The sequence below is a fragment of the Neomegalonema sp. genome (assembly GCF_028688855.1).
Taxonomy (GTDB): domain Bacteria; phylum Pseudomonadota; class Alphaproteobacteria; order Rhodobacterales; family Rhodobacteraceae; genus Neomegalonema.
Map to the genome: position 1 here is coordinate 1 of NZ_JAQTXI010000022.1, position 17,532 is coordinate 17,532.

Annotated in this window: 20 protein-coding genes and 2 pseudogenes; 14 read left to right on the forward strand and 8 right to left on the reverse strand. The window is 67.3% G+C overall.

The features are described 5' to 3' along the window. The 3 genes and pseudogenes from PHN62_RS14335 to PHN62_RS14340 form a co-directional block, all read left to right on the forward strand. A partial coding sequence (locus PHN62_RS14335; RefSeq protein ID WP_300151806.1) for a hypothetical protein occupies positions 1 to 277 on the forward strand: 277 nt, incomplete at its 5' end. 156 nt (positions 278 to 433) lie between these two features. Further along, positions 434 to 616, forward strand: coding sequence for a transposase (locus PHN62_RS17455; protein WP_367187038.1), 183 nt, complete (start codon positions 434 to 436; stop codon positions 614 to 616). Between the two features lie 23 nt (positions 617 to 639). Then, positions 640 to 803, forward strand: a pseudogene (locus tag PHN62_RS14340) (IS5/IS1182 family transposase); the annotation flags it as partial. A gap of 258 nt (positions 804 to 1,061) precedes the next feature. Here the strand turns inward: PHN62_RS14340 and PHN62_RS14345 are convergent. The 3 genes from PHN62_RS14345 to PHN62_RS14355 are packed head-to-tail and all read right to left on the reverse strand — an operon-like array spanning position 1,062 to position 3,650. After that, a complete protein-coding gene (locus tag PHN62_RS14345; RefSeq protein ID WP_300151808.1) occupies positions 1,062 to 1,730 on the reverse strand; it encodes a response regulator transcription factor in 669 nt (222 codons plus the stop codon). Next, entirely contained in the window at positions 1,727 to 3,193 is a 1,467-nt protein-coding gene (locus tag PHN62_RS14350) for a LapD/MoxY N-terminal periplasmic domain-containing protein (protein ID WP_300151880.1), read from the reverse strand. The genes PHN62_RS14345 and PHN62_RS14350 overlap by 4 nt, the downstream gene beginning before the upstream one ends. Continuing rightward, positions 3,150 to 3,650 carry a protein moxZ gene (locus tag PHN62_RS14355; RefSeq protein WP_300151810.1) on the reverse strand — a complete coding sequence of 167 codons (501 nt, stop codon included), beginning with the start codon at positions 3,648 to 3,650 and terminating at the stop codon, positions 3,150 to 3,152. Before PHN62_RS14355 ends, PHN62_RS14350 begins: the two co-directional genes overlap by 44 nt. Before the next feature lie 326 nt (positions 3,651 to 3,976). On the opposite strand from PHN62_RS14355, the gene PHN62_RS14360 reads away from it, so the two are divergent. The 11 genes from PHN62_RS14360 (at position 3,977) to PHN62_RS14410 (ending at position 13,661) form a co-directional block, all read left to right on the forward strand. Then, a complete protein-coding gene (locus PHN62_RS14360) occupies positions 3,977 to 5,875 on the forward strand; it encodes a methanol/ethanol family PQQ-dependent dehydrogenase (protein WP_300151812.1) in 1,899 nt (632 codons plus the stop codon). Between the two features lie 99 nt (positions 5,876 to 5,974). Further along, positions 5,975 to 6,826, forward strand: a complete 852-nt coding sequence (gene moxJ, locus PHN62_RS14365) for a methanol oxidation system protein MoxJ (RefSeq protein WP_300151814.1) — start codon at positions 5,975 to 5,977, stop codon at positions 6,824 to 6,826. Positions 6,827 to 6,846: 20 nt separating this feature from the next. Next, positions 6,847 to 7,410, forward strand: a complete 564-nt coding sequence (gene moxG / locus PHN62_RS14370; protein ID WP_300151816.1) for a cytochrome c(L), periplasmic — start codon at positions 6,847 to 6,849, stop codon at positions 7,408 to 7,410. Between the two features lie 78 nt (positions 7,411 to 7,488). Further along, the gene (locus PHN62_RS14375) at positions 7,489 to 7,809 is read left to right on the forward strand and encodes a methanol dehydrogenase [cytochrome c] subunit (RefSeq protein ID WP_300151818.1); all 321 of its coding nucleotides are present in this window, start codon (positions 7,489 to 7,491) and stop codon (positions 7,807 to 7,809) included. Positions 7,810 to 7,832: 23 nt separating this feature from the next. Beyond that, positions 7,833 to 8,861 carry a MoxR family ATPase gene (locus PHN62_RS14380; RefSeq protein ID WP_300151820.1) on the forward strand — a complete coding sequence of 343 codons (1,029 nt, stop codon included), beginning with the start codon at positions 7,833 to 7,835 and terminating at the stop codon, positions 8,859 to 8,861. Beyond that, a complete protein-coding gene (locus tag PHN62_RS14385; RefSeq protein ID WP_300151822.1) occupies positions 8,858 to 9,724 on the forward strand; it encodes a hypothetical protein in 867 nt (288 codons plus the stop codon). Before PHN62_RS14380 ends, PHN62_RS14385 begins: the two co-directional genes overlap by 4 nt. Beyond that, positions 9,721 to 10,584 (forward strand): nonribosomal peptide synthetase MxaA, encoded by an 864-nt coding sequence (locus PHN62_RS14390; protein WP_300151824.1) that lies wholly within the window; start codon positions 9,721 to 9,723, stop codon positions 10,582 to 10,584. Before PHN62_RS14385 ends, PHN62_RS14390 begins: the two co-directional genes overlap by 4 nt. Next, the gene (locus PHN62_RS14395; protein ID WP_300151826.1) at positions 10,581 to 11,591 is read left to right on the forward strand and encodes a vWA domain-containing protein; all 1,011 of its coding nucleotides are present in this window, start codon (positions 10,581 to 10,583) and stop codon (positions 11,589 to 11,591) included. Before PHN62_RS14390 ends, PHN62_RS14395 begins: the two co-directional genes overlap by 4 nt. Then, positions 11,588 to 12,154, forward strand: coding sequence for a hypothetical protein (locus tag PHN62_RS14400; protein ID WP_300151829.1), 567 nt, complete (start codon positions 11,588 to 11,590; stop codon positions 12,152 to 12,154). Before PHN62_RS14395 ends, PHN62_RS14400 begins: the two co-directional genes overlap by 4 nt. After that, the gene (locus PHN62_RS14405; protein ID WP_300151831.1) at positions 12,151 to 13,125 is read left to right on the forward strand and encodes a VWA domain-containing protein; all 975 of its coding nucleotides are present in this window, start codon (positions 12,151 to 12,153) and stop codon (positions 13,123 to 13,125) included. Before PHN62_RS14400 ends, PHN62_RS14405 begins: the two co-directional genes overlap by 4 nt. Further along, positions 13,122 to 13,661: an SRPBCC family protein gene (locus tag PHN62_RS14410; protein WP_300151833.1), complete on the forward strand. Its 540-nt coding sequence runs from the start codon at positions 13,122 to 13,124 to the stop codon at positions 13,659 to 13,661. Before PHN62_RS14405 ends, PHN62_RS14410 begins: the two co-directional genes overlap by 4 nt. Positions 13,662 to 13,692: 31 nt before the next feature. Here PHN62_RS14410 and PHN62_RS14415 read toward each other — a convergent pair. The 5 genes and pseudogenes from PHN62_RS14415 to PHN62_RS14435 form a co-directional block, all read right to left on the reverse strand. Then, positions 13,693 to 13,890: pseudogene (locus PHN62_RS14415) on the reverse strand (transposase); the annotation flags it as partial. A 150-nt stretch (positions 13,891 to 14,040) separates the two neighbouring features. Further along, complete coding sequence (locus PHN62_RS14420; RefSeq protein WP_300151835.1) at positions 14,041 to 15,261, reverse strand: ATP-binding protein; 1,221 nt, start codon at positions 15,259 to 15,261, stop codon at positions 14,041 to 14,043. A 4-nt stretch (positions 15,262 to 15,265) separates the two neighbouring features. Further along, a complete protein-coding gene (locus tag PHN62_RS14425) occupies positions 15,266 to 15,958 on the reverse strand; it encodes a response regulator transcription factor (RefSeq protein WP_300151837.1) in 693 nt (230 codons plus the stop codon). An 87-nt stretch (positions 15,959 to 16,045) separates the two neighbouring features. Beyond that, positions 16,046 to 16,549: a periplasmic heavy metal sensor gene (locus PHN62_RS14430; protein WP_300151839.1), complete on the reverse strand. Its 504-nt coding sequence runs from the start codon at positions 16,547 to 16,549 to the stop codon at positions 16,046 to 16,048. A gap of 432 nt (positions 16,550 to 16,981) precedes the next feature. Continuing rightward, positions 16,982 to 17,509 carry a hypothetical protein gene (locus PHN62_RS14435; protein WP_300151841.1) on the reverse strand — a complete coding sequence of 176 codons (528 nt, stop codon included), beginning with the start codon at positions 17,507 to 17,509 and terminating at the stop codon, positions 16,982 to 16,984. Positions 17,510 to 17,532 lie beyond the last annotated feature (23 nt).

Sequence of the window (17,532 nt, forward strand, 5' to 3'; positions counted from 1 at the left end):
CAATGCGGCGCTATCAACGCCCATTGAGCGTCGTTCAATGACAGACGGATCAAGGACGCCTCCTTCACACGAAGATGGGGAGGCTCAAAAGCTCAGGAAAAATCCTGAACGTCAACAGACCCTAAATCTCATGTTCTCTTTTTTACCTATTTTGAAAAAGATTATATATTTTGCACATCGAACCACCAAAGCTGAGTGGCGGCCATACAAGTCTCCGTTCTTGTTTTTCTGGCGCGCTTGCGCCGGGCTTTTGCAGCGAAGGCGATTGAGATTTTGAAATCTTGGGCAAGGCCCTATTGAAGGAGACTTCATCCTCATCGCACTCAATTTCGTGTGTTAGGCCGTGTGGATGGATTTCCGATTGGTTCAGGGATGCTGATGTTTTGTGTCCTCGGGGACTTCAGGATCCGGAGGTTTGAGGATGTCGACGCGGATGACCGATGGGGATTGGGTTGTCGCTCTTGAGGTGTTTCGCGCCTCGCTGCCTCGGCGAGGAGACAGGGGCCGCGACAACCGGTTGTTTCTGGAGGCGTTGCACTATTGCGCCGTCCACAACATCACCTGGCGGGCTCTGCCGGAACGGTTCGGGAAGCGGGACAGCGTCTGGCGAGCCTGAGCGCCTCTCGGGATCTGGTCCAGATGTTCGACAGCACGCTGGTGCGGGCCCATGTCTCGGCGGTGGGCGCAAAAGGGGGCAGGAAGATCAGGCCCCTGGCCGATCGCGGGGCGGCTTCTCGACCAAAATCCACCTCAAGACCGATCTCGACGGCCATCCGCTCGCCTTCGACCTGACGGGAGGCCAGATAGTCAACAAGCGCCTTTCACGCCCTCCTGACGGACGCAACCGGAATCCACGAGTTGAGGGCCTCCATCAACCGTCCTTGATGATCAGATTTCTGCTGGCGTCGTTGCTCAGCCATGGCTGGAACCATGTGCTCGCGTATGGCGTCTCTCGCGCTCCCCTTCATTAAAAGTCACAAGCAGAAACTCGAAAACCGTAAATGAAAGAATCTGGAAATGAGCAAACTTTTGAGAATCATAGAGGGATCACAACATGAACATCAGGAAAGCCCGCCCTCGAAATAGCGGATCGACCGGACGACCAGATCCACAAGGCTCTTGGCGCCCAGCTTCTCCTTCAGCGTCAAGGTGACGTTGGTCACGGTCTTGTAGCTCAGACAAGCCCGCTCTGCGATCTCCTGATAGGTCAATCCCTCCGCGATCATGCTGAGGATCTCCTCCTCGCGGCTGGTCAGGCGTCGCCGGGCGTCGCCGGTCGCGCCATGGACGCTCATCAGCGTGATCTGCTTCGCAAGGCGGCTGTCGACGTAATAGCCGCCGCGCGCGACTTCGGCGAAGGCGGCGCAGATCTCCTCAGGCGGAGAATCCTTGTGGATGAACCCGTTCGCCCCGACCTGAAGCGCCCGCATCGCGAAAACCGCGCTGCGGTGCATCGTGAAGACCAGAATGGGCGTCGTGGAATCCACCGAGCGCAGGCGAGCCGTCAGCTTGATGCCCGCGATCTTGTTGTCGCCCAGAGTCAGATCCACGACCACCATATGCGGCCGCTCATGGCGCCAGAGCCGCCAGCCCTCCAGAGCGGTCGCGGCGGTCAGGATCTCGCAGGGCGCCGAGCTGCGCAGGATTCGCCCCCAGCCCTCCGCAACGACAGGATGGTCGTCGATGATCAGGACGCGGCGTGAAGCGGCGGGGTCGGCGGCGATGTTCATGGGCGCGGCGTCCTCAATTCGGTCAGGGTGCGCCCGCCCTCGCGGCGCGGCGGAGACCATTCGGCCCCCAGCGCCAGAGCGCGGTCTCGCATCCCCAGATGCCCCAGATGCGGACTCGGCGGATCGGAGGACGGACCCCGACCGTCGTCGGAGACCCGCGCGAGGATCGCGTCGCGCTCCGGCGAAAGCCCGACCTCGACCCAGAGGCGTCCGGCGCCGCCATGACGCAGGGCGTTCAGCGCGCTCTCCCGCACGAAACGATAGACGGCTATCTCCCGGAGCTCGTCCGCCGAGGCCTCGGGATCGACCTCCAGACGGATCGTCAGGCCCGGATGGAGATCGGCGAAATCGGCGGCCAGCTCCTGCAGCAGCTCCGCGAGCGAGACGCCGCCCGCCGCCATGGGCCGCAGATCCGAAATCGCCGTCCGGACGCCCCGGCGCAGAGCCTCGGCGTGGCGCGAAACCGCCTCCAGCGCCTCGGCGAGCTGCGGGTCGGCCGCAGGATCGCCCTTCGCCAGCAAGGCCGCCTGACGCGCCGCCGCCTGAAGCCCGAAGATCTGCGGCCCGATCTCGTCATGCAGATCCGAAGCGATGCGGGCGCGCTCCCCTTCGGAGAGGCTCAGCAAGCGGCGTTGCAGCTCGGTGTTTTCGGCGCGCCCCTCCTGAAGCCGCCGCGCGAGGGCGTTCACCCCCTCGGAGAGCGCCGCCAGTTCGGCCAGCCGGCCTTCGGGCGCCCGGACGCAGAGGTCTCCGCCGCGCATCCGCGCCACGGCCTGAACCGCCATGTCCAGACGGCGTAGCAGAAACATGTTGAACAAGACCGCTCCCCCGGACAAAGCCAGAGAAGTCAAGGCCAGCAGGGGCAGGATGACGCGGAAATCCTCCCAGACTTCCTCGATCTCGTCGCGCGGATCGGAAGCGAGGCGCAGAGCCCCCAGCACGTTCGGATAATGCGTCACGGCGAAGATTTCGGTCTGGATCTCGGGCTCCAGCAGGCGCAGGAACCAGCGCGGCGCTTCGGAGCCCTCATCGGTCGGGGAGCGGCTGAGCCGGACGCCCTGGGGATTCAGCAGGACCGCCGAAACATGGCGTTGCGCGTCGATCTCTTCGGCGAGCCGGACCGCCTCGCCGAGCGTGTCCCGGCTGCTGAAGGGCGGAGGCATCCGCATGACCGCATGAGCCCGGACGATCTGGAAGGCGGCGTCCAGCTCCTGGCTGACGGCCGTCTGGGCGTTGCGGATCAAGGCCGCCGCCACCAGAACGCAGATCAGGACTCCGCCGACCGCCGCAGCCACCGGCGTCAGGATCTTCAGCCGGATCCGCCGCGGCGCAGGAGCCCTGGGCTCCAGGCGGGGGTCGTCCGGGCGCAGGGCGGCTTCCGGGGGCGGAAGATGCGGCGCATCCCTCATGGCGCGCGCTTCATGGCTCAGCCCGCCCGAAGGCCGCCGCCAGGGCGGCTTCATGATCAAGGCCCTGCCCCCTCGCCACGAGATAATGCTGCGCCACGGGTCCGAGGCTCTCCAGAGGGCGGGCCGCATCCCGATCCTCCGGCGTGAAGTCCTCGATCAGCCGGAGCGGGGTCAGCTCGGGATCGTCGTCGCGCGCGGCCCGCCAAAGCTGGATCAGACGATTGACGATCATCCGGGGAGATTCCCGGTAACGGGCGGCGAGCTTCTCCAGAGGCGCCGCCAGCTCCGCCGCGTCGGCGCCCGTCGCTTGCGCGAGGAAGAGCGCAGGCGGAACGCCTTCGTCCACATTCAGCCATTCGTCGGCGGCGAGGCTCCGGGCGGCGTGCTCCGCCTGGGCGGCGGCGCGGGCGCCGGGGATCTCCTCCTCGCCTTCGGAACAGCCGAAGAGGCCCGCCAGAAGCGCGGCGAAAATCATCGCCCGGCGAGGCTCCAGGCAAGTCGAAAACCGCATCTCCGCCTCCCTCTCTGCGACCGCCTCAGCGATTCGGATGAGCCGAAGCCCTTGAGAAAGGGTAAATCCGGGCTTTCCTCCCCGACAATCGCCGATCTCTCCCCCAATGGTATGAATGCATGTGCGAAGGGGAGCAGTTCTCCCCGGAAGAGTCGGGGAATTTTCCCCGCCAAACTCAGGCCAGGCCGCCCAAAGACAAGCCCGGACTTCGGTGTTCCTATTCTCTCCGTTAGCCGCGTCGGAAAGCCGCGGAGCAAACCAAAGATCTGCGCGAACGTCCGGAAAGGCTCCGGGAAAGCTCGCGCGCCCAGGGAGGCGATCCAGACATGAGAGACACCCCTCGCATCAGCCTGAAGGCTTCGGCTTCGGCGCTCGCCGTGGTCCTCGCCTTCGTGGCGGCGCCCGTCAAGGCCAATGAGGCCCTGGTCGATCTGGCCAAGAACACCGACAACTGGGTGATGACCGGCCGCGACTACGACGCCGCGAATTACTCCACTCTGACCGAAGTCAACAAGGAGACGGTTCGTCGCCTGCGGCCGGCCTGGTCCTTCTCGACGGGCGTGCTCCACGGCCATGAAGGCACGCCGCTCGTGGTGAACGGCCGGATGTACATCCATTCGCCCTTTCCCAACACGGTCTTCGCGGTGGATCTGAAGGATCCCGGCAAGATCCTCTGGCAGAACAAGCCGCGCCAGATGCCCACCGCCCGCACGGTGGCCTGTTGCGACGTGGTCAACCGCGGCCTCGCCTATTGGCCGGGCGACGGCGAGTCGGGCGCCCTGATCTTCCGCACCCAGCTCGACGGCCATATCGCGGCCCTCGACGCCGACACCGGCGAGACCCGCTGGTCCATGGAGAACGCCGACATCCGCGTCGGCGCCACGCTGACCATCGCGCCCTACGTCATCGACGACCTGGTGCTGGTGGGCTCCTCGGGCGCCGAGCTGGGCGTGCGCGGCTACGTCACCGCCTATGACGTCAAGACGGGCGAGCAGAAATGGCGGGCCTTCGCCACCGGACCCGACGAAGAGATCCTGCTGGGCGAAGACTTCAACCTCGCCAATCCGCATTACGGGCGCTTCGGCCTCGGCACGCGCACCTGGGAGGGCGACGCCTGGAAGATCGGCGGCGGCACCAACTGGGGCTGGTACGCCTACGACCCCACGGAGAAGCTCTTCTATTACGGCTCGGGCAATCCGGCGCCCTGGAATGAAACCATGCGTCCGGGCGACAACAAATGGACCATGGCCATCTGGGGCCGCGACGCCCAGACCGGACAGGCCAGATTCGCCTATCAGAAGACGCCCCACGACGAATGGGATTATGCGGGCGTCAACGTGATGATGCTCTCCGAGCAGGAGGACAAGGAGGGGAAGATGCGCAAGCTTCTGACCCACCCCGACCGCAACGGCATCATCTACACCCTCGACCGCACCAACGGCGACCTCGTCTCCGCCGACAAGATGGACGACACCGTCAACTGGGTGAAGGAGGTCCAGCTCGACACCGGCCTGCCCGTGCGCGATCCCGAATTCGGCACCCGCATGGACCATATGGCCCGCGACATCTGCCCCTCGGCCATGGGCTATCACAACCAGGGCCACGACAGCTACGATCCGGAGCGCAAGCTCTTCATGCTGGGCATCAACCACATCTGCATGGATTGGGAGCCCTTCATGCTGCCCTATCGCGCGGGCCAGTTCTTCGTCGGCGCGACGCTGAGCATGTATCCGGGCCCCAAGGGCGACCGTCAGAACAACCTCGGCCTCGGCCAGATGAAGGCCTATAACGCCATCACCGGCGAGATGAAATGGGAGGTCATGGAACGCTTCTCGGTCTGGGGCGGCACCATGGCCACCGCCGGAGGCCTCACCTTCTACGGCACGCTCGACGGCTTCATCAAGGCCCGGGACAGCGACACCGGGGAACTGCTCTGGAAGCACAAGCTCCCCTCCGGGGTGATCGGCCATCCGATGACCTACACCCATGAAGGCCGCCAGTATGTGGCGATCTATTACGGCGTGGGCGGCTGGCCGGGCGTGGGGCTGGTCTTCGATCTGGCCGATCCGACCGCGGGTCTGGGTTCGGTGGGCGCCTTCCGGCGTCTGGCGGAATACACCCAGATGGGCGGCGGCGTGATGGTCTTCTCGCTGGACGGCGAAGGCCCCTACTCGGACCCGAGCGTGGGCGAATATGAAGTGATCGGCGCCGCCGAGAAGCTCTGACGCTCCGGATGGAGCCGCTCCCTCTCCGAAGCCGCAGGCTCGCGCGGCGGAGCGGCCTCCTCGCCCCCATCGCTCCACCTCCAGCGCCATGAGGTCATCATGAAACGCATCGCTCTCCGTTTGATTCCGGCGGTGGTTCTGGCCGCCGCGGCGGGCGCTCCGGCCCTCGCCGAAGAGGTCGCCGAGACGCCCGATCCCAACGTCCTGCGCGTCTGCGCCTCGACCAGGGACGCCCCCTATTCCGAACGCAACGGACAGGGCTTCGAAAACAAGATCGCCGCCGTGCTGGCCGAAGAGGCGGGTCTGAAGCTCGATCTGGTCATGATCGACAACGACGCGATCTATCTGGTCCGCGACGGCGTGGACAAGGGCCTCTGCGACGCGCTGATCGGCGTGGACTCCGAAGACCCGCGCCTCCTGACCAGCACGCCCTATTACAAATCCGGCTACGCCTTCATCTCCCGCGAGGATCGCGGCTTCGACGGCGAGAAATGGCAGGATGTGGATCGGGAAGGCTATGAAACCTTCGCCCTCCGCTATCACACCCCCGCCGAGACGATCCTGAAATACACGGGGCGCTATGAGTATAATCTCATCTATCACTCCTCGCTGAGCAACTTCGAGGATCGGCGCAACAAATACACCCAGATCCCCGCCTCTCTGGTGGTCTCCGAGGTGGCGCAGGGCAATGCGGATCTCGGGATCATCTTCGCTCCCGAAGGCGCGCGCTATGTCCGGGACTCGCGGACGCCGCTCAAGCTGACGCTCATCTCCAACGACCTGGAGCGCTCGGACGGACTGATCATCCCGCTGCGCTACGAGCAATCCGTCGGCGTCTCCAGGGCGCGCCCGGAGCTGCTGCCGAAGATCGAGGCCGCGCTCGTCTCGGGCAAGGCGCGCATCGAGGCGATCCTGCAGGAAGAGGGCGTGCCCACCCTCCCGCTGAGCTGAACAGCCAAGGCGTCCCCGACATGAAATCCCTGACGAAGATCTCCGCCCTCTGTCTGGCCCTCGCCGCCACCAGCGCCTTCGCGGCGCCGATGCTCTACAACATGGTGGACGGCTCGCCCCTCGATTTCGAATGGGCGATGGAGGAAGGCCGGGACACCGAAGCCGTCCGCGTCTTTCTGGATACGGGCGAAAACATCTACAACGAAACCCCTGAATTCCTGCCGGTCGGAGAAGAGCTTTTCGCCGGGATGTGCTCGGGCTGCCATGGCCATTACGGCGAAGGCAAGATCGGTCCGGGCCTGAACGACGACTACTGGAGCTACATGGGCAACGAGACGGATGAAGGCTTCTTCTCCTCGATCTATGGCGGGCTGACCGGGCAGATGGGCCCCATGTGGGGATCTCTGACGCTCGACGAGATGCTGCTCGTCATGGCCTGGACGCGCCATCTCTATACGGGCGATCCCAAGGACGCCACATGGCTCACCCCGGAGAAACGCGCCGGATTCACCTCCTTCACGCCCGCCAAGGCGAGCATCCCCGCCGAGGAGGACGAGGAGGAAGGCGAAGCCGCATCCGACTGATCTTTTCGACCCTGTCCCCTCCGCGTCGGCTCCGGCTCACGCGAAATCAAGAAAACCACCCATCTGGAGGAAACCGCCATGAAAACCTTCGCCGCGACGCTGGCCGTCGGTCTGGCCTTCGCTCTGTCCGCCTTCCCCGCCCTCGCCTATGACGGCACCACCTGCCGCGAGGCCGGGAATTGCTGGGAGCCCAAGCCGGGATATCCCGAGCGGATCGAGGGCTCGCAATATGATCCGCAGCACGATCCCGCCGAGCTCTCCAAACAGGGCGCCTCTCTGGCCGCGATGGACCATCGCAACGCCTGGCGCGTCTGGCACCTCAAGAAGACCGGCAGCTTCCAGTACGACGTCTCGAAGATCGAGGGCTACGCCGCCGACGCCAAGCCCCCCGCGCAATGACCGGCGGCGGGCGGGATGCAAGCATGGACGTTCAGCCGAAGCTCAGCCCTGACTGGCGCGCGCGCTTCAAGGAGGCCGAAGAGGCTTTAGGAGGCGCGGTCCTCGGACAGGGCGAGGCGATCCGGCTCGTGCTGCTCTCGACGCTCTGCCGAGGCCATGCGTTGCTCGCCGGAGACGTGGGGGTCGGCAAGACCACGCTCCTGCGGGCCGTGGCCCGCGTGATCGGCGGCCCTTACACCCGCATCGAGGGGGCGGTGGATCTGCTGCCCTCCGATCTGCTCTACACGGCCCATCTCGGCGCGGACGGACGTCCTCGCGTCGAGCCTGGCCCGATCCTCTCCCGAGGCGAGGACCTCTCGGTGTTCTTTTTCAACGAGATCAACCGGGCCCGACCCCAGGTCCACGCCCTCCTGCTGCGCTTGATGGCCGAGCGCAGCCTTTCCGCCTTTCAGCGGGACTACGCCTTTCCTCATGTTCAGGTCTTCGCCGACCGCAACCAGATCGAGCGCGACGAAACCTTCGAGTTGCCAGCCGCCGCCCGCGACCGCTTCCTCATGGAGATCGCCGTCCGCGCCCCCGCCGCGCCCGAAGACCGCATGGCTCTGGCCTTCGACACGCGTTTCCACGATGTGGACGCCTTAGTCGGCGCCTTGCCGGAGGGAGTCCTTCCCTATCGCGATCTGAACGCCCTCGCGCGCGGGATTCAGGAGAGCCTCCATGTCAGCCCTGCGCTGAAGGCCTATCTCTTCGCGCTTTGCGAGGCTTTGCGCGATCCGGCGGGCGCCGGGCTGAGCCTCGAAGAGGCCGACGTTTCGCATCTGGTGCGCGGCGGAGTCAGCCCGCGCGGCATGCAGGCTCTGGCGCGGGTCGCGCGGGCCGAAGCCTGGCTTCAGGGCCGCGAGGCGGTCTTGCCTCAGGACGTGCGGCGGGTCTTCGCGCCGGTCATGGCGCATCGCACCTTTCTGCATCCCGCCTATGAGCCCCGCCGCGGCGACCTCATGCCCGCTCTGATCGAGGCCGCGATCAGGCGCGTTCCGGCGCCCGCGTCATGACGACGGCCCAGCCGCATCTCTTCGAGGCCCTCGTCTGGCGTCTGGCTCAGAGAATCTCCGGCGCGCGGCCCGGCGGGCATCGCGGTCTGGCGCGCGGCGCGGGCGAGATCTTCGCGGATGTCGCCCCTCTGGCGCGCCATCCCGATCCCCGGCGTCTGGATCTGCGCCGCTCGCTGACCGACCCCTTCGGCGAGGTCTTCGTGCGGCGCTTCGAGACCCGCACCGATCTGACCCTTCATCTGCTGCTCGACGCCTCGGCCTCTCTGGCGACGGGCGCGCAGGCGGATCGTCAGGAGCTGGCCGCGCTGCTGGCCTCCGGCTTCGCGCAGGCCGCAAGGCGCGGCGGCGACCTCTTCGCGCTCGACGTCGGATGCGGCGGGCGCAAGGCTCTGGAGATCCCGCCCGGCCGCAGCTTGAACGCCCCGGAGGAGATCTTCGCGCGGCTGCGGAGCCTCGCGCCGCAAGGCGAGGGCTTGGAGGCGCTCGCGCGGCTGACCGAGGCCCTGCCGCATGAACGGATCCTCGTGGCGCTGATCTCGGATTTCGAACATGCGCCGGAGGAGCTTGACGAATTGCTTTCAGCGCTGCGGCCCCGGCCCCTCCTGCCGATCTGGCTGCGGGATTCCGGGCTGGAGAACCCTCCGGGAGGCTTCGGGCTGGCCGATCTGCGCGACCCGGAGACGGGGCGTCGGCGCGTCGTTCTGACGACGAAGACCTGGGCCGCCGCGCAGAGCCGCACATCCGCCGAGCGCCGCGCCGCGCTGAAGCGCGTCTTCGAGCGCCATGGACTGCGCCCGGTCGAGATCCTCGACGGGATCAGCATCGGGGAGTTGAGCGCCGCTCTGGAGGAGGCGCCGCCATGAAACGGCTCCTGCTCGCTCTGCCGCTGGTCCTCGCGGCGACGACCGCTCTGGCTCAGGCGCGGATCACGGCGGAGAATCCCGCCTCCCACGGCTGGTTTCTGGGCGACGAACTGGTTCAGCGCCTGCGGATTCTCCTCCCGGAGGGCGCGCGGCTCGACATGGCTTCTCTGCCGCGCCCCCGAGAGGTGGAGTATTGGCTGGAGCTGAGCGCCGTCCGGCCCCGGGAGATCCCCGGCGGGGTCGAGGTCGAATTGCGCTGGCTGAATTTCTACGCCGCCTTGCAGGCCGACCGCCGCGAAGTCCCGCCTTCGCCCATCCGCATCCTCGACGCGCAAGGCGTCGCGACGCAGGCCCGCCTGCCGGGATTCGCCTTCGTGGCCTCGCCGTTGCGGCCTCTGCTCGCGCCGACCTCGCCCGAGGAGATGAAGCCCGATCCGCCCTATCGGCTGAGCGATCCGCGCCCGAACCGGATCGGCGCCGCGCTCTCGCTTCTGGCGGCTCTGATCTGCGCGGCGGCGCTCGCCTGGACTCAGGCCTGGCCGCCCTTCCGCAAGCGCGCGGACCGGCCTCTGACCCGCGCGGCGCGGTTCATGGCCCGCGCCCCCAGGGCCGAAGCCGACGACTTGCGCCGCCTTCTGCATCGCGGCCTCGACGGCGCTTATGGAGGCAGCCTGATCGGGGCGGATCTCGGGGAGTTCCTGAACCGCTCGCCCCAGTTCCGGCCTCTGGCGGAGCGCCTCGCCGAATTCTTCGCCGCCTCGGATTCCGCCTTCTTCGGCGAAGGCTCCGCGCGGCGGGATCCTGCCGAAATCCGCGCCCTCGCGCGCGATCTCGCCGCCGTGGAGCGGAGGCGCCGATGATCGCCTTCGCCCATCCCCTCGCCTTATTGGCCCTGCCTCTGGCGCTGACGCCTTTCTTGCGCCGCTGGCTGGCCTCCGCGCCCGTCCCGAGGCTCGATCTGCGGACGGGCGGAGAAGCGCCATGGACGGATCGGCTGCTGAAGGCGGTCGGCGTGGTCGGAATCACGGCTTTGATCCTCGGGCTGGCGAAACCCCATCTGCCCGGGGGAACGCGCCCGCATCAGGGCCATGGGGCGAATCTCGTGCTGCTCATCGACCGCTCCTTCAGCATGGACGACAGTTTCGCCGGACGCGCCCCCAACGGCGACGAGGAAAGCAAATCCGCCGCCGCCCGACGCCTGCTCTTCGAGTTCATCGAAAAGCGCCCGGACGACCGGATCGGCGTGGCGGGCTTCTCCACCGCGCCCATGCAGGTTCTGGCGCTCACTCAGAGCCGCAGCGCCATAGCCGCCGCCATCGCCGCGCTCGGCGAGCGCGGGCTGTCGCAGACCGACGTCGGGCGAGGGCTGGCCATGGCCATGGACATGTTCGACGAGGCCGCCGCGCCGGATTCCCGTGCGGTGGTGATGGTCTCGGACGGCGCAGGCGTGATCGCCAGAGAGACCCAAGAGGCTTTGCAGGCCCTCGCGCGACGCAACGGCGTCCGGCTCTATTGGCTCTACCTGCGTACGGCGGGCGCCAAGGGGATCTTCGAGATCCCCCGCCCCGGAGAAGCCGACACGCCCCAGCTTCGCCCGGAACGCCATCTGCATATCTTCCTTCAACGCCTCGGGGTTCCCTATCGCGCCTTCGAAGCCGACAGCCCGGAGGCCGTGGACGAGGCGATTCAGGCCATCGGCGACTTGGAGAGCCGCCCCATCCTGACCCTGCGCCCTCTGCCGAGGCGCGATCTCGCCTGGATCTTCTATGGGCTGGCGGCGCTCATGGCCGGAGTTCTGGCGGCGGCCCGCCGTCTGGAGCGCGCTTACGCGCCCCGAAGCTCCGCCCCGACGGAGATCCGGCCATGAGAAGCGGCTTTTGGCGTCGGGCGCCGGTTCTGGTCGCGGCGACGGGATTGGTTCTGGCTCTGGCGGGCGCGGTCTGGTTCGGCTTCGGAGTCTGGGGAGACCTGCGCGATTCTCGCGACATCCGCGCCTTCGCCGCCGGACGCGCCGTCGCGCCGCGCGCGGGCGCCGATCTGCGCGTCCTGCACGCCCGCGCGCTTTTCCTCGCCGAGCGCGACCGTCTGGCCGAAGCCGAAACCCTCACGCCGCAATTGGGCGGATTGAGTCCGGATCTGCTCTCGGCTCATCACCTCGCCATCGCCAACGCCCGGATGCGCCTCGCCTTCGCCGCCATCGAGACCATGAGCCTCGACGACGCCTTTCCCGAAGTCGAATTGGCCAAGGCCGCCTATCGCCGGGCCTTGCGGGCCTGGCCGGAGAACCTCGACGCCAAGGTGAATTACGACCTCGCCATGAGGCTCCTGCGCGATCTGCCCCGCGAGGGCCAGGACGGCGAAGAGGATCCCGAAAACCGTCCGCGTCGGCTCTGGACGGATCTGCCCGGCCTGCCTCGGGGGGCGCCGTGAGAAGCCCGGTCTCCGCGCGGCTCGCGCCGCCTCTGGCGGCGGCGGCCTTCGCCCTGACGGCGGCCCTTGGGCCCTCCCTGCCGCTTCAGCGCGACTTGCGCGACGCCCTGATCACGGTGGACGTCACCCGATCGATGAACGTCCGCGACATGAACGGCCTCTCGCGTCTGGAGGCCGCCCACGCCGCGCTGCGCCTCTGGATCGCGGATCAGCCCTGCGGGACTCGGGTGGGGCTCGCGATCTTCACAGAGCGCCGCAGCCTGACGCTCTTCGAGCCCGTCGAGGTCTGCGCGGATTTCGCCACGCTCTCCGCCGCTCTGGCGGCTCTGGACTGGCGCATGGCCTGGGAGGGGGACAGCATGATCTCCCGAGGCCTCGATCATGCGCTGAAACGCGCGGAGGAACTGAAGGCGGGGCTGATCTTCGTCACTGACGGCCATGAGGCGCCGCCTCTGCCCTATTCCGGCCCGAACCGCTTCGCGGGCGAGAGTCCCGGCGGCGTAATCCTCGGCGTCGGCGGCGACACGCCCTCGCCCATCCCGAAATTCGACGATCTCGGCCGCGAAGCCGGATTTTACGGCCCCCATGACGTGCAGCATGCTCCGGCGCGGGTCGGGCCGCCGCCCGCCGACGCCGAAAGCCGCCCCGGATTCCATCCGCGCAACAATCCTTACGGAGAGGCGGATCTCGAAGGCGCGGAGCATCTTTCCGCCTTGCGGGCGGATCATCTGCAGGAGCTGGCCGCCGGACGGGGATTGGTTTTCCTCCGCCTTTCGGAAGGGCCTCAGGCCCTGAGCGCCGCTTTCGCCGCCCCCAAAGCCGCAGGGACTGGAGCAAGAATGCGGCGCATCCCGGCGCCCTTCGATCTTTCGCCCTTCTTCGGCGCTCTGGCGCTGCTCGCTCTGCTGGTCGGCTGGTTCGCGCCCTCCGGCCTTCGTTCCTCCCCTTCCGCTTCAGGAGATTCCTCATGATCAGAACGCGCCTCGCCGCCGCGCTTGTCTTCGGGCTGCTGTCGGCCCCCACCCTGGCCCATGGCCCGACGCCGCAGCAGCTGTCCCGCGAGCTCTCCGTCGCGGCTCCGGCGGAGGTCGTCTGGGAAGTCCTGCGCGATCCCGCCGCCATCGCCCAATGGCATCCCGACGTTCAGGAAGCCGTCGTCGAGGGCGAGATCCCCGGCGCCAGGCGCAAAGCGACTTTCTCCAGCGGCGAGACGCTGACGGATGGAATCGACGTGGTGAACGACGAGACCAAGCTCATCCGCTGGCGGCTCTCCGCCGAAAACCACGAGGCTCTTCCGGTCAGCTTCTACACCAACACCGTGAGCGTCTCGGCGGAGGGCGAAGGCGTGAAGATCCTCTGGCGGGCGAGCTTCTTCCGCGCCGACACCACCAACGAGCCCGAAGAGCGCTTCAGCGACGCCGCCGCCGTCGCCGCCATGGAGGCCTATGTGGATCATGGTCTCGCAGGGCTGAAGGCCGCCGTCGAAAAGCCCGTCGCCCTGCATTAGGTCAGTTAACGTTTGTTTCAGTCACGAGCAGCGACCATCGGGTGAAGGTCTGAGCCGCCATCCACCAGGGCCCAAGCTCCACAGGGGTGGATCCCCATTTCGCTCCGTTCGCATGACGCCACAGGATCGCGAAGATCGTCCGGCGCAGGTGAGGGCCCGGGCGTTTCGTATGCGGACGGCAGGCCTGGACCAAAGGCTCAAGAAACTCCCAGTGCTCATCCGTCACCATCCATCGCCCTCAAAATTCGAGGAAAGCCACAGCATAAGAAATATATCAAATGATAACAGAGCATAGGATGCTGCTACATAGCGCGATATAGCGCGATCCACGTCGAAGCATTTGCGCGGATCACCAAACATGAGGTCGCCCCGGATTCTCTCACGCAGAGGCCGACGGTAGTTCCACGATGAAGCGCGCGCCTCCTCCGGGCGGCGTCTCATGCCGGACCGAGCCCCCATGACGCTCCGCGATCTGCCGGACGAGCGCCAGCCCGAGCCCCCAGCCTCCGGCCGCCTCGCCATGGCCGCCGGGACGGTGGAAGGGGTCGAAGACTTTCTCTCCCTCTCCGGCCGGAACTCCGGCGCCGTGATCCCGCACCGCCAGCTCGGCGAAACTCCCGCGCCTCCGGACCGAGATGGCGACGGGCGGCGCCCCATGGCGTTCGGCGTTGAGGATCAAATTGCGCGTCAGGCGGATCAGAAGCCGCGCGTCGCCCATGACCTCGACGGAGTCGCCCTCGGCCTCCAGACCCTCGCGGGCTGCCTCCTCGGCGACCAGCGCCAGAAGATCCAGAGGCTGAAAGGGCTCCGCCGCCCCATGCTCCAGACGGCTGGAGAGCAGGATCTCCTCCACGAGATCGTCCAGCTCCGCGAGATTGCGCAGAATCTCCGCGCGGCGGGCGGGGCTCGGATCGACCTCGTAAAGATCCATCCCCATCCGCAGCCGCGACAGAGGCGAGCGCAGTTCATGGCTGGCGTTGGCCAGAAGCGCGCGTCTGGAGGCCATGAGCGCCTCCACCTGAGCGGCGGCGCGGTTGAAGCTGGCGGCCACGGCGGCGATCTCGTCCTGACCCTCGGCCGGAACGCGCCGCGAGAGATCGCCCGCGCCCCAAGCCTCCACGCCGGAGCGCAGCCGCTCCAGACGGCGCGTCAGGCGCCGCGCCAGAGGCCGGGCGATCAGCGCGATCCCTCCCGCCGCCAGCAGCAGCACCGCCAGAGCCCCCCCCGGCGGGGCCCCTCCGCCGAAGACGCCCCCGTCAAGCCGCACGGCGAGGACGGAGCCGTCCGGCAGGACGGTGAGGAAAGGCTTGCGCCGCTGGTTCTCCTGAGGCCCCGAGGCCGCGATCAGATCTCCCTGCGCGTCCGTCAGGCTCCATTCCGCGCCCGTCGCCGCGCCGAGCCGACGCAGAAGCGCCTGAATCTCGGCGGGATCGCCGGAGGGCGGCAGAATGGCCGCAGCGATCTCCTCGCGGCGGCTCAGAAGACCGCGGTCGTCGTCGCGTCCGCCGTGGAAGGCCAGAACCGCCGCGGCCGCGCCAGCCAGAGCCAGAACCGCCACGCCGCCCAGAAAAGACAGATAGATCCGGAGAAAAAGGCTCATGGAGTCAGCTCTCTTCATCCTGTCGGCGAGCGAAGAGATAGCCCGCCCCGCGCAGCGTGAGGATGCGCCGGGGATGTTTCGGATCCTCCTCGATGGCGGCCCGGATGCGGGAGACATGGACGTCGATGGAGCGGTCGAAGACCTCGCCGCCACCCCGGACCAGATCCAGAATCCGCTCGCGCGAGAGGATGCGCCCCGCGTTCTCCGCGAGAACCGCGAGGATGTCGAACTGATGCCCCGTGAGGTCGCAGGAGGCGCCGTCCAGACGCGCCGCGCGGGAGCCCTTGTCGATCTCCAGACGCCCGAAGCGCAGGATCTCGGGGCTGGCGGGGCCGGAGCGGCGCCGCAGAACCGCCCGCAGCCGCGCGAGAAGCTCGCGCGGACTGAAAGGCTTGGGGAGATAGTCGTCCGCGCCGATCTCCAGCCCGACGATGCGGTCGGCTTCGTCGCCGCGCGCGGTGAGCATCAGCACCGGAACCCCGGAGCCCGCCCGAATGCGGCGCAGAGCCTCCAGCCCGTCGAGATCCGGCAGCATCACGTCGAGAATCACGGCCTCGGGCGGATGGCGGGCCAGATCCGTCAGACCAGCCCCGGCGGTCAGGGCCGTCCGGACTTCATAGCCCGCCGAGGAGAGATAATCCTTCAGCATGGCCGAGAGCCGCGCGTCGTCGTCGATGATCAGCAGCCGCTCCGCCATGCGCGGATTCCTCCGTTCAGCTTCGTCGCGCGACCATAGCATATCCGCCGGGCGCAGGAGGACCATGCCTCCGGCGCCCCCCATGGATCACTTCCCGCCCGGTCCGGGGCCGTGGCGGAAGCCCGCGCGACGCTCCAGAAGCTCGGCGCGCTGTTCGGGAGTCAGCTTCTCCGCCGCGTCGAGGAAGCCGGTCAGGGCGCGGGCCGAGGCGGCGTCTGCCTTGGCCACAGCCTCCAGACGCAGCGTCTCGAAGGCGGCGCGGTCGAGCGTCTGGGCTTTCAGCAGGGCGTCGACCTGCGCGCGGCGGGCTCCCATCTCGTCGCGCAGCGGCAGAAGATCGCCGCGCGTCGCTTCATAGATCGCCCGGATCTCCGAACGCTGCGTCTCGGAAGCGTCGACGGAACGCAAGGCCCGCTCGATTCCATGGCCTGCGAAGTCGCGCCCATGGCCTCCGCCCGCGATGGCGCCCGCCGCCGCGCCGAGGCTCAGAAGGGCGAAGGCGCCGATCAGCCAGAATCTGCGCGGGCGGCGCTTGCAGCGCTTGGGGGCCGGAGTTTCGGGGGTCTGGGCGGAGGTTTCTTCCTGCGTCATCTTGACGTCTCCTCATGGGAGCGGCTTCCTCGCCGCGATGAGGAGAAGATGACGCCGCCGCTTTTCGCCTGTTCCAGCGCCATGTGAAGATTTGTGAAGCCGCCGGAGATCCGGCCTCGGCGAGCCTCGGTGTTCAAACGCCCGCCCTCGGGATTCCGCTGGAGGGCGCCGAATGAGGCTCGTCCCGAAACCTGACGCACCGCCAGACTGGAGGAGACCGAATGGCGAGTCTCCGCAACGCCATATGCCGCATTGGATTTGATGGATTTCTCATGGTGGCGAAGGCGCGATGAGAGATCCTTGAAGCCCTGGTCCAGCCCTGTCCTCCACACAGGAAACACCCGAATCCTCATCTCTGCGCCGGGTCACGACACGCGCGCCCAAGAGGCGTTCCAGCCTGAGGTCTGCATTCTTCAGAAGCCCCTGCACAACCTATTCGTCCTCTTTCTGGGGATCCGTCCTGCGCGCGGTCGGCCCCACCTTGTGCGACAGCGTCAGGAGGCCTCCCTGAATGGTCGTCGCCAGGCCATGGAACAGTTTCGCGCCGCCCGCCATCAAGCCGCCGGAGAGGACGACGTCGACGCCCTTGAAGGTGGTTCTCGCATACCAGCCGGGCGTCGTGTCCGACTTGAACTCCACCACGGCGTCGAGCAGCCCCACGCCCACGAGCGCAACCGCGATCCCCAGCATGAGAGTCGCGATCGCGGCGGGTTGCGAGGCGTCGGCTCCCTCAGAATCACTCTGGGAGACCCTGTATCGATCCGGCCCGTTCTGCCCGGTGGCGACCAGATAGACTTCGGTCGACCGCTCTATGAGCACGGTCATCGTGAGAAGCAACGCCAGACGGGCCCAGAGTTCGTCTCGCCAGCCGGCGACGGTCTGGAGTTCGACGTCCAGGAAGGACGCGAGAACTCCGAAGACCAGGATCAGGAGCGGAATGATCAGGGGTTTCGAAGGCATGTGACGCCGACCTCCAGAATTGA

Coding starts and splice junctions, on each gene's coding strand:
- PHN62_RS14360 (WP_300151812.1), top strand. CDS start 3,977: ATGAGAGACACCCCTCGCATCAGCCTGAAGGCTTCGGCTTCGGCGCTC.
- PHN62_RS14395 (WP_300151826.1), top strand. CDS start 10,581: ATGATCGCCTTCGCCCATCCCCTCGCCTTATTGGCCCTGCCTCTGGCG.
- PHN62_RS14435 (WP_300151841.1), bottom strand. CDS start 17,509: ATGCCTTCGAAACCCCTGATCATTCCGCTCCTGATCCTGGTCTTCGGA.
- PHN62_RS14390 (WP_300151824.1), top strand. CDS start 9,721: ATGAAACGGCTCCTGCTCGCTCTGCCGCTGGTCCTCGCGGCGACGACC.
- PHN62_RS14410 (WP_300151833.1), top strand. CDS start 13,122: ATGATCAGAACGCGCCTCGCCGCCGCGCTTGTCTTCGGGCTGCTGTCG.
- moxJ (WP_300151814.1), top strand. CDS start 5,975: ATGAAACGCATCGCTCTCCGTTTGATTCCGGCGGTGGTTCTGGCCGCC.
- PHN62_RS14400 (WP_300151829.1), top strand. CDS start 11,588: ATGAGAAGCGGCTTTTGGCGTCGGGCGCCGGTTCTGGTCGCGGCGACG.
- PHN62_RS14375 (WP_300151818.1), top strand. CDS start 7,489: ATGAAAACCTTCGCCGCGACGCTGGCCGTCGGTCTGGCCTTCGCTCTG.
- PHN62_RS14425 (WP_300151837.1), bottom strand. CDS start 15,958: ATGGCGGAGCGGCTGCTGATCATCGACGACGACGCGCGGCTCTCGGCC.
- moxG (WP_300151816.1), top strand. CDS start 6,847: ATGAAATCCCTGACGAAGATCTCCGCCCTCTGTCTGGCCCTCGCCGCC.
- PHN62_RS17455 (WP_367187038.1), top strand. CDS start 434: ATGACCGATGGGGATTGGGTTGTCGCTCTTGAGGTGTTTCGCGCCTCG.
- PHN62_RS14380 (WP_300151820.1), top strand. CDS start 7,833: ATGGACGTTCAGCCGAAGCTCAGCCCTGACTGGCGCGCGCGCTTCAAG.
- PHN62_RS14355 (WP_300151810.1), bottom strand. CDS start 3,650: ATGCGGTTTTCGACTTGCCTGGAGCCTCGCCGGGCGATGATTTTCGCC.
- PHN62_RS14350 (WP_300151880.1), bottom strand. CDS start 3,193: ATGAAGCCGCCCTGGCGGCGGCCTTCGGGCGGGCTGAGCCATGAAGCG.
- PHN62_RS14430 (WP_300151839.1), bottom strand. CDS start 16,549: ATGACGCAGGAAGAAACCTCCGCCCAGACCCCCGAAACTCCGGCCCCC.
- PHN62_RS14385 (WP_300151822.1), top strand. CDS start 8,858: ATGACGACGGCCCAGCCGCATCTCTTCGAGGCCCTCGTCTGGCGTCTG.
- PHN62_RS14345 (WP_300151808.1), bottom strand. CDS start 1,730: ATGAACATCGCCGCCGACCCCGCCGCTTCACGCCGCGTCCTGATCATC.
- PHN62_RS14420 (WP_300151835.1), bottom strand. CDS start 15,261: ATGAGCCTTTTTCTCCGGATCTATCTGTCTTTTCTGGGCGGCGTGGCG.